The 14,744-nt window shown below is 61.2% G+C and carries 15 protein-coding genes; 9 read left to right on the forward strand and 6 right to left on the reverse strand.

Translation table 11 applies throughout. The features are described 5' to 3' along the window. The first annotated feature begins 92 nt into the window (after window positions 1-92). From bamA to lpxB, 6 genes are read left to right on the forward strand one after another with little or no spacing between them, the layout of a single operon-like run. Window positions 93-2,447, forward strand: coding sequence for an outer membrane protein assembly factor BamA (gene bamA / locus ACQKP1_RS09725; protein WP_427275071.1), 2,355 nt, complete (start codon window positions 93-95; stop codon window positions 2,445-2,447). 50 nt (window positions 2,448-2,497) lie between these two features. After that, window positions 2,498-3,562, forward strand: a complete 1,065-nt coding sequence (lpxD, locus tag ACQKP1_RS09730; protein WP_427275072.1) for a UDP-3-O-(3-hydroxymyristoyl)glucosamine N-acyltransferase — start codon at window positions 2,498-2,500, stop codon at window positions 3,560-3,562. After that, window positions 3,555-4,022: a 3-hydroxyacyl-ACP dehydratase FabZ gene (gene fabZ / locus ACQKP1_RS09735; protein ID WP_006728455.1), complete on the forward strand. Its 468-nt coding sequence runs from the start codon at window positions 3,555-3,557 to the stop codon at window positions 4,020-4,022. Before lpxD ends, fabZ begins: the two co-directional genes overlap by 8 nt. Then, on the forward strand, window positions 4,019-4,834 hold the full coding sequence (gene lpxA, locus ACQKP1_RS09740) for an acyl-ACP--UDP-N-acetylglucosamine O-acyltransferase (protein ID WP_203015913.1): 816 nt from the start codon (window positions 4,019-4,021) through the stop codon (window positions 4,832-4,834). The genes fabZ and lpxA overlap by 4 nt, the downstream gene beginning before the upstream one ends. A 3-nt stretch (window positions 4,835-4,837) precedes the next feature. Next, window positions 4,838-5,719, forward strand: coding sequence for an LpxI family protein (locus ACQKP1_RS09745; protein ID WP_427275073.1), 882 nt, complete (start codon window positions 4,838-4,840; stop codon window positions 5,717-5,719). Window positions 5,720-5,724: 5 nt separating this feature from the next. After that, entirely contained in the window at window positions 5,725-6,900 is a 1,176-nt protein-coding gene (lpxB, locus tag ACQKP1_RS09750; protein WP_427275074.1) for a lipid-A-disaccharide synthase, read from the forward strand. A 1-nt stretch (window position 6,901) separates the two neighbouring features. On the opposite strand, the gene ACQKP1_RS09755 is transcribed toward lpxB, so the two are convergent. After that, window positions 6,902-8,092, reverse strand: a complete 1,191-nt coding sequence (locus ACQKP1_RS09755) for a GTP-binding protein (protein ID WP_203015924.1) — start codon at window positions 8,090-8,092, stop codon at window positions 6,902-6,904. A 93-nt stretch (window positions 8,093-8,185) separates the two neighbouring features. Continuing rightward, on the reverse strand, window positions 8,186-9,268 hold the full coding sequence (gene znuA, locus ACQKP1_RS09760; RefSeq protein ID WP_427275075.1) for a zinc ABC transporter substrate-binding protein ZnuA: 1,083 nt from the start codon (window positions 9,266-9,268) through the stop codon (window positions 8,186-8,188). Between the two features lie 100 nt (window positions 9,269-9,368). On the opposite strand from znuA, the gene znuC reads away from it, so the two are divergent. The 3 genes from znuC to ACQKP1_RS09775 are packed head-to-tail and all read left to right on the forward strand — an operon-like array spanning window position 9,369 to window position 11,509. Beyond that, window positions 9,369-10,292, forward strand: coding sequence for a zinc ABC transporter ATP-binding protein ZnuC (znuC, locus tag ACQKP1_RS09765; protein WP_427275076.1), 924 nt, complete (start codon window positions 9,369-9,371; stop codon window positions 10,290-10,292). Next, window positions 10,285-11,100 carry a metal ABC transporter permease gene (locus tag ACQKP1_RS09770; protein WP_427275077.1) on the forward strand — a complete coding sequence of 272 codons (816 nt, stop codon included), beginning with the start codon at window positions 10,285-10,287 and terminating at the stop codon, window positions 11,098-11,100. The genes znuC and ACQKP1_RS09770 overlap by 8 nt, the downstream gene beginning before the upstream one ends. A 1-nt stretch (window position 11,101) precedes the next feature. After that, complete coding sequence (locus ACQKP1_RS09775) at window positions 11,102-11,509, forward strand: Fur family transcriptional regulator (protein WP_427275078.1); 408 nt, start codon at window positions 11,102-11,104, stop codon at window positions 11,507-11,509. A gap of 10 nt (window positions 11,510-11,519) precedes the next feature. Here ACQKP1_RS09775 and ACQKP1_RS09780 read toward each other — a convergent pair whose 3' ends face one another. From ACQKP1_RS09780 to ACQKP1_RS09795, 4 genes are all read right to left on the reverse strand, one after another. Continuing rightward, window positions 11,520-12,047, reverse strand: a complete 528-nt coding sequence (locus tag ACQKP1_RS09780) for a gamma carbonic anhydrase family protein (RefSeq protein ID WP_203015935.1) — start codon at window positions 12,045-12,047, stop codon at window positions 11,520-11,522. A 16-nt stretch (window positions 12,048-12,063) separates the two neighbouring features. Next, a complete protein-coding gene (locus ACQKP1_RS09785; RefSeq protein ID WP_246753964.1) occupies window positions 12,064-12,336 on the reverse strand; it encodes a hypothetical protein in 273 nt (90 codons plus the stop codon). A 48-nt stretch (window positions 12,337-12,384) separates the two neighbouring features. Next, window positions 12,385-13,845: a serine hydrolase gene (locus tag ACQKP1_RS09790; protein ID WP_427275079.1), complete on the reverse strand. Its 1,461-nt coding sequence runs from the start codon at window positions 13,843-13,845 to the stop codon at window positions 12,385-12,387. A gap of 97 nt (window positions 13,846-13,942) precedes the next feature. Then, a complete protein-coding gene (locus tag ACQKP1_RS09795; RefSeq protein ID WP_427275080.1) occupies window positions 13,943-14,737 on the reverse strand; it encodes a hypothetical protein in 795 nt (264 codons plus the stop codon). Between the last annotated feature and the right edge of the window lie 7 nt (window positions 14,738-14,744).

The raw sequence follows: 14,744 nt of genomic DNA on the forward strand, positions 1-14,744 counted from the left end.
GCACTTGCTTGTAGGGTAAAACCCGTTAAAACCACACACGGGCCGGAGTCGGGTGCCGACTACGGGGCAATGGAAGAAGGTATAGTATACACATGAAGGCTGGTTCAAAGTTTTTGAACGCAGTATCGGCGGTCGCGCTGTCTGCTGGTGTCGTGTCTTCGGGCGCAGGTATTGCCGTTCTTGCATCGGCAATTGCTGCCGAAGCCGCAGTGGTTCAGCGTATCGACGTACGCGGAGCTCAGCGTGTTGGTCCGGAAGCTGTGCGCTCCAACCTTTCGATCCAGCCGGGTCGGACTTTCTCCAACGCCGACATCGATGAATCGGTCAAGCGTCTGTACGCGACCGGCTTCTTCTCCGATGTCCAGATTTCCGTTTCCGGCGGCACGCTGGTGGTCACGGTTGCTGAAAACCAGCTGATCAATCAGGTGGTCTTCAACGGCAACCGCAAGATCAAGGACGACAAGCTCCAGGGTATCGTTCAGACGCAGTCCCAGGGTCCTTACAGCGATAGCCTGATCAGCGCCGACATCCAGCGCATCCGCGAAGCCTATTCCGCCATCGGTCGTTCCGATGTCGAAGTGACGACGCAGGTCGTTCCGGTCGCCGAAGGTCGCGTGAACCTGGCCTTCGTGATCAACGAGGGTGAGCGCACCAAGATCAGCTCGATCAATTTTGTCGGCAACAGGGCTTATTCCGATGGCCGTCTGGCTGCCGTTCTGCAGACCAAGGAATCGGGTATTCTGTCCTTCCTGACCCGTAAGGACGTCTACAACGAGGACAAGCTGCGCGCTGACGAAGAAGCGCTGCGCCAGTTCTACTACAACCACGGTTACGCCGACTTCCGCGTGATCTCGTCCGAAGCTGTCCTCAATGAGACCGGCAACGAATACACGATCAACATCACCGTTGATGAAGGTCAGCGCTATCGCTTCGGCGCAGTCTCGGTCGAATCGACTGTTGACGGCATCGATGGTTCGGAGCTCCAGGGGCTTCTCGAAACCCGCGAAGGTCAGACCTACAGCGCTCGCGACATTCAGAAGTCGATGGAAGCCATTTCCCGTCGCGTGTCGTCGGCCGGCTATCCCTTCGCTCGCGTTGTTCCGCGCGGGGACCGCAACTTCGAAACCAACACCATTGGCGTGACCTATCTGGTTGATCAGGGCGAGCGCGCTTATGTCGAGCGCATCGAAGTGCGTGGTAACACCCGTACTCGCGATTACGTCATCCGCCGCGAATTCGATATCTCCGAAGGCGATGCCTTCAACCAGGAGACCATCTCGCGTGCCAAGCGTCGTCTGGAAGCTCTCGGCTTCTTCTCGGCAGTCAACATCTCGACCCAGGCTGGCAGCTCGCCGGACCGCGTTGTCGTGATCGTCGACGTTCAGGATCAGCCGACCGGCTCGTTCGGTATCGGCGCCGGCTACTCCGTCGGTGACGGTGGCCTGGTTCTGGAAGCCTCCGTCGAAGAGAAGAACTTCCTCGGTCGTGGTCAGTTCATCCGCGTTGCCGCCGGTGGTGGTTTCGATGAAACGCAGACCTACAACTTCTCCTTCACCGAGCCCTACTTCCTCGGTTATCGCCTGGCTGCCGGCTTCGATCTGTTCAAGAGCTCGACCAGCGCGAATTCCTACTATGACTACGAAGAGCAGGGCGGTACGATCCGCGTCACTGCGCCGATCACGGAAGATCTGGCGACGACGCTGCGTTACACCTACAAGACCCTCGACTATATCAACGATGGCGCCTTTGGTGCGAATGGTGTTGCCGGTGGCGGTGATGACCGTGTGGCTGATCCGTACATCGATGCAATCACGGGCAGCACCTGGAAGCAGTCGATCCTTGGTCACTCGATCGTATACAACACCGTCGATGACCGCCAGAACCCGCATGAAGGCATCTATGCGAGCTTCACGCATGAATATGCCGGTCTCGGTGGCGATTCCGAATACTACAAGGCCTTTGTCCGTGCTCGCGTCTACCACACGCTGTCGGACGAATTCGATATCGTCGGCTCGCTCGCGGGTTCGGCTGGTCATGTCGTTGCCCTCGGTGACAACCTGAACGTCTTCGATCAGTTCAAGATTGGCGGCAAGGAAATCCGCGGTTTCGACAACAGCGGTATCGGTCCTCGCATCAATGGCGACTCCATCGGCGGCACGACCTATTTCACGGCCTCGGCTGAAGCGACGTTCCCGCTTCCTCTCGTTCCCCAGGACCTCGGTTTCCGCGGCGCAGTATTCGCAGATGCCGGCACGCTCTACGGCAGCGACCTGCGGAGTCAGTCTGGCGTCGTCGGTACCGACATGTCGCTCCGTGCATCGGTCGGTGCAGGCGTGATCTGGAATTCGCCCTTCGGTGCGCTTCGTGTCGACTACGCGGTCCCGGTCGCCAAGGAAGACTTCGACGATACCCAGGAATTCCGTTTCAGCATGGCGAACCAGTTCTAAGACTGGCTGTCCAGAACTGCTGACAGGTTGACGTTCTGGAGCGTTTGCTGATGGACCATAATCATTTCTTTCCGCCCCATGTCGGGGTTACCCTGGCTGCGCTTGCAGCCCAGACGGGGGCGGAATTGCAGGACGAGAGCCAGGGCGAACGGGTCGTAAGGTCAGTTTCGCCTGTCTCAAGGGCGAAGGAAGGGGATGTCTGCTACATCCTCTCTCGTCGCAACAAGGAAGAACTGGCGACCTGCCAGGCGGCTGCAATCTTCTGCGAAAAGCCTCTTCTCTCTCTCATTCCCGACCATATTCCCGTTCTTCTCACCAAGAGCGCGCAGACGGCCTTTGCTCTTGCAGGCGCAATCCTGCATCCGACGGGCTTGAAGCCCATACGGATGACGACCGAGCCGGCTCGTATCTCACCGGCAGCCTATGTCGATCCGACGGCAAAGCTCGAAGATGGCGTCGAAGTCGAGCCCATGGCGGTCATCGGTGCCGATGTCGAAATCGGCAGTGGTACGCGGATCGGCCCGGGTGCGGTGATCGGTCCTGGTGTTCGCATCGGTCGCGACTGCGTGATTGCCGGTGGCGCCACGATCCAGGTCGCCCTTGTCGGCAACAATGTCATCATTCATAACGGCGCGCGTATCGGGCAGGACGGTTTCGGCTATGCACCGGGTCCGCGCGGCATGCTGAAGATCGTGCAGATCGGCCGCGTGATCATCCAGGACCATGTCGAGATCGGCGCCAACACTACGATCGATCGCGGCACGATGGACGATACGGTGATCGGCGAGGGGACGAAGATCGACAACCTCGTGCAGGTCGGCCACAACGTTCGCATCGGCCGCCATTGCGGTATCGTCAGTCAGGTCGGCATCGCCGGCAGCACTGTCATCGGCGACGGCGTGATGATCGGCGGTGCCGCCGGCATCAACGGCCATATCAAGATTGGTGACGGCGCCCAGATCGCCGCCATGAGCGGCGTCCTGGCCGAGGTGCCGCCCGGTGAGAAATACGGCGGCGTTCCAGCCCGCCCGTTGAAAGATTATCTGCGCGAGGTGGCCGATACGCTCAGCCGCTACGATAGCCGCGCCAAGGAAAAAGGAGCCAGCAATGACTGAACTCGCGAAGAGCGAATTGGGATCGGCTGATATCCTCGAGATCATGAAGCTTCTGCCCCACCGCTATCCCTTCCTGCTGGTGGATAAGATCATCGAGATTGACGGCGACAACTCTGCCATCGGCATCAAGAATGTCACGGCGAATGAACCGCATTTCACCGGACACTTCCCGGAAAGCCCGATCATGCCGGGCGTCCTTTTGATCGAAGGCATGGCCCAGACCGCCGGCGCCATCTGTGCTCGGCTTCAGGGCGAGGGTGGCAATCTCGTCTACTTCATGACCATTGATAATGCCCGTTTTCGCAAGCCTGTTGTGCCGGGTGACCGCGTCGAATTCCACGTCGTCAAGCAGAAGCAGCGCGGCAATATCTGGAAGTTCCATTGCGACGCCAAGGTCGACGGTGCACTGGTCGCCGAGGCCGACATTGGTGCCATGATCATGCGCAAGGATCAGAAATGAGCCAGATCGCCGCAAGCGCCGTCATCCATCCGATGGCCGTGGTCGAAGACGGCGCGGTGATCGGCGAGAATGTGAAGATTGGGCCCTTCTGCCGGGTTGGTGCGCGCGTGACGCTGAAAGACGGCGTCGAACTGATTTCGAATGCTGTTGTCACCGGTCTGACCGAAATCGGCGCGGGCACGAAGATCCACCCGATGGCCGTGATCGGCGGTGTCTCGCAAAGCCTGCACGAGGCGGGCGAGGATTCCACGCTGGTTGTCGGTGCAAACTGCACCATGCGCGAAGGCGTGACGATGAACTGCGGCACGGTCGGCGGTGGCGGTATCACCCGCGTCGGCGACAACTGCCTGTTCCTGGCGAATTCCCATGTCGCCCATGACTGCATTCTCGGCAATGACATCATCCTGTCCAACAATGTCATGCTGGCCGGTCATGTTCACGTTGGAGACAAGGCGATTCTCAGCGGTGGCTGCGCCGTGCACCAGTTCACCCGTATCGGCCGTCAGGCATTCATCGGTGGTCTGTCCGCCGTTGCTTACGATGTCATTCCCTATGGCATGCTGAACGGCAATCCCGGCATTCTCGGCGGCCTGAACGTGGTCGGCATGACACGCGCCGGGATCGAGCGCTCGGTAATCCACCAGGTCCGTCGCGCCTTCAAGCAGATCTTCGAAAGCGAAGGATCGGCGCGGACGAATGCGGCCGCCATTCGCGACGAATATCTGGACTGCGCGCCGGTGATCGAGATCCTCGACTTCATCGCCGCTGAAAGCGATCGGGCACTGTCCTCGCCCAATCGCGGCAAGAACTGAGTGATGACGGCGGCCGCTCAATCGGACGGCCTGCCACGGACCGGTCGCCTGGCCATTATTGCCGGCAGCGGAAAGCTGCCGCTTTTCCTGGCGGAAGCAGCACGCGCCGCAGGCGAAGACCCCTTTGTTCTCAGGCTGAAGAACGAGGCGGACGATATCTGGCAGGGCTTTGACAACGCCGTTATCGGCGTCGGCGACATGGCCGGCCTGTCGTCCCTGTTTCGCCAGCACGACATTCGCCGGGTCGTCATGTCCGGTGCGGTCAAGCGCCGCCCGGCTTTCGGCGAAATTCGGGTCAATCTGAAATCCTTGCTGAAGTTGCCGATGGCGCTGAAAACGCTCATGGCCGGCGGCGACGATGCCGTGCTTCGCATGGTCATTTCGTTGATCGAAGCACAGGGTTGCGAAGTGCTGGGCGCCCACGAGATCCTGCCGGGCTTGCTGGCGACGGTCGGACCTCTCGGTGCGGTATTTCCCGATACCGATGACGAGCGTGACATCGAAAAGGCGGCAGAGGCCGCGGAAGCCCTGGGCCGGCTGGATGTCGGGCAGGGTGCTGTTGCCGTCGGCGGCCGCATCGTGGCGCTGGAGGGTGTCGAGGGCACCGACGCGATGCTTGCCCGCGTCGAGGGCCTGCGTGCCGAGGGACGGATCTCCAGACGCCGCAGAGGCGTTCTGGTCAAGCTCTGCAAACCTCAGCAGGATCTGCGCGCCGATCTGCCGACCATCGGCGTCTCGACCGTCGAAAATGCCAAGGCCGCAGGGCTTGCCGGCATTGCCGTTGAAGCCGGCCGCGCGCTGGTCGTCGAGCGTGAGGCGATGATCGCGGCGGCCAATGCCGCCGGTCTTTTCGTTGTCGGCCTGGATCGTTCGCGCAAGGAGTAGGCAGCATGTCGGACAAACCCTTGAAGATTGCCGTCATCGCCGGTGAGGTCTCAGGCGATCTCCTGGGGGCAGATCTGATCGCGCATCTGAGGACGATGCATGAAGGGCCTGTCGAACTCGTCGGCGTCGGCGGTGAGGCGCTTGAGGCTCAAGGATTGAAGTCGCTCTTCGACTTCTCCGAGCTCTCGATCATGGGCGTTACCCAGGTTCTGTCGAAGCTGCCGCGGCTGATAAAGCTGATCTCCTGGACAGCCGATTCCATTGTCGCGGCCAGACCGGACTTGCTCCTGATCGTCGATAGTCCCGATTTCACCCATCGCGTGGCTAAGAAGGTTCGACAGAAGCTGCCGGATCTGCCGGTCGTGAACTATGTCTGCCCCAGCGTCTGGGCGTGGAAGGAATACCGCGCCAAGGCGATGCTCGCCTATGTCGATGCCGTTCTCGCTGTCCTGCCCTTCGAGCCGGCGGTGATGCAGCGTCTCGGCGGTCCGGAGACCCATTTCGTAGGTCATCGGCTCGCAAGCAATGCCGACATTCTGCGCGTACGCGAGGCACGCAAGGCGAGGGGCGTGAGGGCTGCGGGCGACAAGCTGACCATCCTCCTCCTGCCCGGTTCGCGCGGTGGCGAAATCACGCAGCTTCTGCCGGTATTTGCGGAAGCGATGAAGGAATTCGTCGCACGCAATGGCGAAACGCGTTTCGTGCTCCCCACCGTGCCGCGTCAGGAAGCACGCGTCCGTGAAATCACGAAGAGTTGGGCATTGAGACCCGAGATCTTGCTCGGCGACGAGGCGAAGTGGCGCGCCTTCGAAGAGGCAGATGCCGCGATCGCCGCATCCGGAACCGTGATCCTGGAACTGGCACTCGCGCATGTGCCCGTGGTCTCGACCTACAAGGGCGACTGGATCATCAGAATGCTCAGCCACCGTATCAAGATCTGGACGGGAGCGCTTCCGAACCTGATCGCCGACTATGCGGTCATTCCGGAATATTTCAACGATGTCTTGCGCCCCGCAAGCCTCGTCCGTTGGGCGGAACGGCTATCGGCGGACACGCCGCAGCGGGCTGCCATGCTGCACGGCTACGATGACGTTTGGCAAAGGCTGCAGACGGAAAGGCCGGCGGGCGAAGCCGGCGCGGCCGTGGTTCTGTCGGTGCTTCAAAAGCGCGGCAGGCTCTGACTCAAGCCCATCGCACAAAGGGATCGGCAAGGCTTTCCCAGGCCGATGGCGTGAAGTTCTTTTCCGCCACAAGGCACGCATCGAGCTCGGCTTCGATCCTGCGCTGATCCATGGGATCGGCGCCGATGAAGACGAGTTCCTGTCGGCGGTCGCCCCATTCCGGGTCGAGATAGGGCGCCATCGCATCTAGGAAGCCGGGATCGTCTGGCCAGCGTGACTTCGGCACAGATGCCCACCAAAGCCCCATCTTCGTTGTCCGGACAAGCGGCCCCGCCTGGCTCATCTCGCCGACATGATGCGGACGGGTGGCAAGCCAGAAGAAGCCCTTGGCGCGAATGACGCCCGGCCAGGGGCGATCGAGAAAGGCGCGGAAGCGTGTCGGATCGAACGGTGCTCGTGCCCGGTAGACGAAGGAACGGATGCCATACTCCTCGGTTTCCGGGACATGATCCCGGAAGCCGTGCAACTCCTGGAACCACAGCGGATGGGTCTCCGCCTTGGCGAGGTCGAAGAGCCCGGTTCCAAGGATGTCCTTCGCCGCCACTTCGGCGAAATCGGTTTCGATCACCCGGGCATCGGCATTGAGACCAGCAATGATCTTGCGTGCCGCGTCGAGCTGATCCGGGGTCGCTGTGCCGACCTTGTTGAGGATAATGACATCGGCGAATTCGATCTGCTCGACAAGCAGATCGACGAGCGTCCGGTTGTCGTTGTCGCCAGCCGTTTCTCCACGATCGGCGAGGAAATCGCTGGAGGAATAGTCTCCGATCAGATTGGCGGCATCAACGACGGTCACCATCGTGTCGAGCTGCGCGATATCCGAAAGACTGCGGCCCTCCTCGTCGCGGAAATCGAAGGTGGTGGCGATCGGCAAGGGCTCCGCAATGCCTGTCGCCTCAATCAGCAGATAGTCGAAGCGCCCCTGCTCGGCGAGGCCGCGGACTTCGTTCAAAAGATCATCGCGCAGCGTGCAACAGATGCAGCCATTGCTCATTTCGACCAGTTGTTCCTGCGTCCGCGACAGGGCCGCATCACCGCCGCGCACCAGTGCAGCGTCGATGTTGACCTCGCTCATGTCGTTGACGATGACGGCAACGCGCAACCCATCGCGGTTTGCGAGTACGTGATTGAGCAGCGTCGTTTTTCCGGCGCCGAGAAACCCGGAGAGAACAGTGACAGGTAGCTTTTTCATGAGGCTCCTAGTTAATGTAATAACATAACAGTTGCGGGTCTGAAAAAGGCGGAACCGAAGTCCCGCCTTTCTGGCTCGGGGGGAGGGATGGGATTACTGAGACAGGCAGGTGCTCATCGACGTCGCCAGATTGCGCATCAGCTGGCCATACAGGGCAGGGCCGGCATCCAGCGCGCCACCTTCGGGATCGAGAACGCCGGACTTGGCTTCGGTGCCCTCCGTCACGACGCCGATCAGCTTGGGTTCGAACTGCGGCTCGGCGAAGACGCAGGCCGCTCCGAGCTCCTCGATCTTTGCGCGGATGGTGGACAGGCGTTCTGCACCCGGCATGGTCTCCGGGCTGACCGTCACCGAACCGGCAACGCGCACGCCGTAGTGCTTCTCAAAATACTGATAGGCGTCGTGGAAGACGATGAAGGGCTTCTCGAGTACCGGCTTCAGCTGGGCGGCAATCTCCGTGTCGAGAGCGTCGATCTCGGCGTTGACGGCCATCAGATTGGCTTCGTATGCGCTCTTGTTCGCCGGATCGACGTCTACAAGGCTCTTGGTGATCTCAGCGGCCATGGCTTTCGCGTTGGCCGGATCGAGCCAGAGATGCATGTCCATGCTGCCATGCGCGTGGTCGTCATGCGCGTGTTCATGGCCAGCCTCGGCGGCTTCCTCTTCGTGCCCGTGCCCGTGCCCATGCCCGTGATCTTGTCCATGATCATGATCATGATCATGGCCGGCCTCAGCGGTTTTCCCGTGATCATGGTCGTCATGCCCGTGGGCATGGCCCTCTTCACCATCCTCGCCATGGTCATGCGCCTCGAATGCCCCACCTTCACGGAACGGAAGCTTGATGAGGCCGGGCGCATCTTCAAGCTCGATGACCTTGGCATTCTTCGGCAGCGCCTCAAGCGGCTTCTCGAGGAAGGCTTCGAGCCCGGGGCCGATCCAGAAGACCAAGTCTGCGTTTTCCAGTGCACGCGCATTGGACGGTTTCAGCGAATAGGTATGCGGCGATGCTGCGCCCTCGACGATCAGCGATGGCTCGCCGACACCCTTCATAATCGAGGCGACGAGCGAATGAACCGGCTTGATCGAGACGACGACATCCGGAGCGGCCGCGGCGAGTGTCGGAGACAGAATGAGGAACGCCGTCGAGGCGGCCAGTCCGAGGCGATAGCGGGTCATGCACAGCTCCTGAGGGTGGTTATGTAATAATATTACCCAAGTTGCGTTATGCTATAACGTGTGGCATAGGGGGAGGCAACATCAAAATCTTGAGATCTCCATGAATGCGATGAAATCACGGGAGGCCGCACCGCTGGTGTCCCTCACCGGCGCCGGTGTCTACCGAAACGGACGCTGGCTGGTCCGCGGGGTCGACTTTTCCGTCCGTCCCGGCGAGATCGTCACCCTGATCGGCCCGAATGGCTCGGGTAAGTCGACGAGCGCCAAGATGGCGATCGGCGTGATCAAGGCAGACGAGGGCAGGGTGGAGCGCAAGCCCGGCCTGCGCGTCGGATACGTGCCGCAGCGCCTGAGCGTCGACTGGACCATGCCGCTCACGGTTCGCCGTCTGATGACGCTGACCTCCCCTTTGTCGAATACAGAGGTGGAGGCGGCTCTCGAGGCTGTGGGCATCGGCCACCTCGCGGGTGCCGAGGTGCAGCACCTCTCTGGCGGCGAATTCCAGCGTGCTCTGCTGGCGCGCGCCATGGCCCGCAAGCCCGATATCCTTGTTCTCGACGAACCCGTGCAAGGCGTCGATTTCTCCGGCGAAATCGCGCTCTATGATCTGATTACTTCGATCCGCAACTCGACGGGCTGTGGCATCCTGCTGATCTCGCATGACCTGCATGTCGTCATGGCCGAAACGGATACGGTGATCTGTCTCAACGGCCATGTCTGCTGTCGCGGGACGCCGGCGGCCGTCAGCCAGAGCCCGGAATATATGCAACTCTTCGGCGCCAAGGCAGCGCGGACGCTCGCCGTCTACAGCCACGACCATGACCACACCCATCTGCCGGACGGGCGCGTGCTGCATGCCGATGGCAGCGTCACCGACCACTGCCACCCGGATGATGGCCATCACGACCATCACGGCCACGATCACGATCATCACGGTCATGATCACCACCATGACGGCCATGATCATCACAATGTGCCGCCTGCGGCAACGTCGGTGAAGGACCGGGAGCACGGCCATGCTTGATGATTTCTTCGTGCGCGCCATCCTCGCCGGCATCGGCCTCGCTTTGACGACGGGCCCGCTCGGCTGCTTCGTGATCTGGCGTCGCATGGCCTATTTCGGCGATACCATGGCCCATTCCGCCTTGCTCGGCGTCGCTCTGTCGCTGTTCTTCTCGCTCAATTTGATGGTCAGCGTTTTCGTCGTCGCCTCAATGGTCTCGCTGATCCTGATCGTCCTGCAAAAGCGTCAGGGACTGTCGGCGGATGCCCTGCTCGGTATCCTTAGCCACGCAACGCTTGCCATCGGCCTCGTCATGGTCGCCTTCATGACCTGGGTGCGCTTCGACCTCATCGCCTTCCTGTTCGGTGACATTCTCGCGGTCACGCCGACCGATGTCGCCATCGTCTGGATCGGCGGACTGTTTGTCGTCTGCGTCATTGCATGGCTCTGGCGGCCGCTGCTCGCCGGCACCGTTAATGTTGAATTGGCCGAGGCCGAGGGCATGCAGCCCGAACGCGCCCGCCTGATCTTCATGTTGCTGATGGCGCTGGTCATTGCGATTGCCATGAAGATCGTCGGCATCCTGCTGATTACATCCTTGCTGATCATTCCGGCCGCCGCCGCACGCCGTTTCGCCTCGACGCCGGAAATCATGGCGGTCCTCGCCTCGCTGATCGGCGCCATTGCTGTTGTCATGGGGCTCTTCGGCTCACTGACCTACGACACGCCGTCGGGACCGTCGATCGTCGTTGCCGCACTTCTTCTCTTCCTCGTCAGCCTTCTGCCGCGTCCTGGCAGCAAGGCTCGCGACATCAGCACGAGGGCATGACATGACCAAGACCGATCTCACTCGCAATCAGTCGCTCGTCTTCGATGCGCTCATGCAGTCCGAAGGGCCCCTTTCGGCCTATACCTTGCTCGACAAGTTGCGCGAACACGGCTTTCGTGCCCCCTTGCAGGTCTACCGTGCGCTCGACAAACTGGTCGAGTTCGGCATGGTCCATCGCCTCGAAAGCCTGAACGCCTTCGTCGCCTGCGCCCATCCGCATGACGGTTGCAGCGGCCATGGCACCGTCGCCTTCATGATCTGCAACAAGTGTGGCCATGTGACAGAATTCCACGACCACGAAGTCGATCACCGTCTGGAAACGGTTACCCGTGGCCGCAGCTTCAAGCCGGAAAAGACGACGATTGAAATTAGAGGGCTTTGTGCTCAATGCACGGAGATCGCGGCCTAGATCGGTAGTCTCAGAGTGGATGCAGATCGCGTGCAAAGCGGCGCCAGTTGCGCACATAGTTTTCGGCTGACAGCCGAAGCCCCGCAATAGCAGCGGCGTCAAGCTCTCTGATCACCCGTGCCGGGGAGCCGACGATCAGTGAGTTGTCCGGGAAGATCTTGCCCTCGGTAATCAGGGCGTTCGCGCCAACGAGGCAGTTAGCGCCGATGCGCGCGCCATTGAGGACAGTTGCTCCCATGCCGACAAGAGAATTGTTGCCGATCGTGCAGCCGTGAATGATCGCGTGGTGGCCGATCGTACATCCGTCGCCAATCGTGACACCCTTGCCGGGGTCAGTATGCACCATCACACCATCCTGGACATTGGTGCCTGCGCCAATCACGATTGGATCATTGTCGCCGCGCAGGACCGCCCCGAACCAGATGCCGACATCCTCACCCAGATGCACGTCACCGATGACCTGCGCATCGGGTGCCAACCAGAACCGGTCGGCGGAGGGAAGAACGGGTGCCTTGTCTCCGAGGCGATAAAGCGGCATCTCAGGCTCCTTTCCGTCAGCGGAGCCGCAGGATGACGGGGAACCGGCCGGACTGTGCCGAGACGTGCAGATGGATGTTGGCCTCCGGCTGCGAATAGCGCCAGGCGCGCGCGCCATGGCTGAGCAGCAAACCGATCAGATCCTTGGTCTTGGAGCGCTTTTCGCGCAAGCCAAGATCGGCCAGACGGTAGGCAGCTTCGTGGAGAGGATGCAGGACACTGCTGGCGGATGTGAAGCCGCCATTATCCTGATCCTCGACCAAGCCGTAGTGGAAGTCTTTCGATGCCATTTCGTGATCCTCGTAAACAATACAAATCGAGGGTTTCGGGCGATCGCGTTACTGGGCGGCGGCCCAGCAGCCGATTCCCTTCTTCTTGAGCGCGTTACAGGCGTTGACTGCCTCCTTTTGCTCGCCGAAGCCGCCAAATCGTGCGCGGAAAATCTTCTTGGAGCCGTCGCCGTAAGCAACGGTGAAGGGGGTGGCGGAACGCAATACCTGTCCGCCTTTCGCCTGCGCGTCTCGCAGGAGATCCATAGCCATCTGCTGGTCCGGCGATGTGCCGATTTGCACGACCCAACCGCCGGTTGGAACCGTCGAAGCCGTGGTCATGGAGTCGACGTCAGGAGGCGTTGTCGCGGACGAGGCGACGGACTGTGCAGCGGTTACTGGTGCGACCGCGGCCCCTTCGTTCGGCAGATAAGCCGGCGCGGGCTGCGGGACCGGAACTGGCGGCGCCGTAGCCGACGGAGCAGCCGCAGGCATGCTGTTGAGCGCTGCACTTGCAGCATTACCGGCCGACGGCGCTGCATAGGCCTGGGCAACGCCCGTATAACGGACATCAGGCATCGGACCGGTCTGCGGCAGTTGCGGCAGACCGCCCGCCGTCGCAGTGGCGGCGCCTGCGGGTGCGACCGACGTGTTGTTCTTGGCGATCAGATTGCTGCCGCCGCGCGAACTGGAGGCCGCCGGCATGTAGCGCTGAACCAGGCTGGTCATCTGCGCGTTGCGCCGTGCGCCGGAAGTTGCACCCAGCACAACAGCGACGATGGAGCGGCCGTCCGCCTCGGCAGATGTCGCAAGGTTGTAACCCGCAGCACGGGTGTAGCCGGTCTTGATGCCGTCGACGCCGCGGACCTGGCCAAGCAGACGGTTGTGATTGCCGATCGTCTGCTTGCCGAACTGGAAGCTGCGGGTGGAGAAGTAGCCGTAATACTGCGGGAAGTGCTGGCGGAGTGCGATGCTGAGACGAGCCTGGTCACGCGCCGTGGTCATCTGCGCGGTGTTCGGCAGGCCGTGGGCGTTGCGATAGGTGGTCTTGGTCATGCCGAGGCTGCGAGCCTTGGCCGTCATCATCTGGGCAAATCGCTGCTCGGACCCACCGACATATTCCGCAAGGGCTGTGGCGACGTCATTGGCGGAGCGAGTAACAAGCGCCAGGATCGCCTGCTCGACGGTAATGCTGCGGCCAGTGCCGACGCCGAGCTTTGATGGGGGCTCCTTGGCGGCATTGGCGGAAAACGGCACCTTGCTATTGAGCGAAATGCGACCGGCCTCCAGCGCCTCGAAGACCATGTAAAGCGTCATCATTTTCGTCAGCGAGGCCGGATAGCGCAGGCTGTCGGCGTTTTCGCTGTAAAGAACTTTGCCCGTCTTGGCGTCGATGACGATGCCGGCATATTTGGGATTTGCCTGGGCAGAGCCGACGGCAGCGACACTCGTCACAAAGACCGCAAACGCCGCGATGACAAGCCGACGGATTGCGGCTGCGAAGTTGGAGCTTCCGAAAACTTTATGCACCACGATACTCTTTAAATCTCACCATTGACGACCGGACGCTCTCCCCCAATCGCGACCATCTCGGGTGGACCCTACGGAATTAGCCTTACCAAGAGGTTTATGATGAACGGTCGGTTGACGTTTTGGATTGATTTTTAAGCGTCGTGGTTGCCGCCGCCGGACCCGCGCGCCCTGACACATAGGCGCGAACGGCCTCATCGATCGCTTGCCAGTCGTCGAGCATTCGGCTCGAAAACCTGTAGAGAACCGTTAGATCCTCTCCGACATGGATGTCGCGCTGGCAATCGCTGCTGGTGGCCTTGTCTGCGGCCAACGGCAGGAGGCAGCGGATCGCGTACGTCGTTCCGTCAGGCGCTGTGGCCGTGAGCAGGCTTTCGCCCTCGTAGCCCGTTCCAACCCTGAAGACCTGGCTTTGCAAGCCGGCGGGTCCTTCGGCGATTTCTGGTTCAAGAAGGCTCGTGTAGATCGGCTCGACGCGCCCGGACATGTCCTTGGACATCGTGCTTTGCGAGATCTGCAGAAAGACAAGCGACTGCGATAGCGGCAGATCGTCGAAACGGCGTCGCTCTACGCTGGAATAGCCGGTCATTTCCGGCCAGAGCAGGTACAGGTCAACCCGCTCGGCGACGCCGCTGCGGCGCTGGTGCTCGAAGCGGATGGTGTTTGCGGGAAAGGCGAGCCGGTCGCGGCCGATCGTGATGTCGACGATCTCGGTGCTTTCGCTGTGGCCTGCGAGTGATAGTCGCGCGCCGTAGGCGCGGCCAAACCAGCTGATGGCGATCGAAGCGGCCGCAAGGATTAGAATGGTGCTCGTGGCGATGATCAGGAAGCGCGTCGAGATGAGCGGTGCACGCTCGTCTTCCGCCTGCAGGCCTTTGCCGTCGCCTCGCATCTCGCCC

Source organism: Allorhizobium sp. NPDC080224, assembly GCF_050281005.1.
Lineage (GTDB): Bacteria > Pseudomonadota > Alphaproteobacteria > Rhizobiales > Rhizobiaceae > Allorhizobium.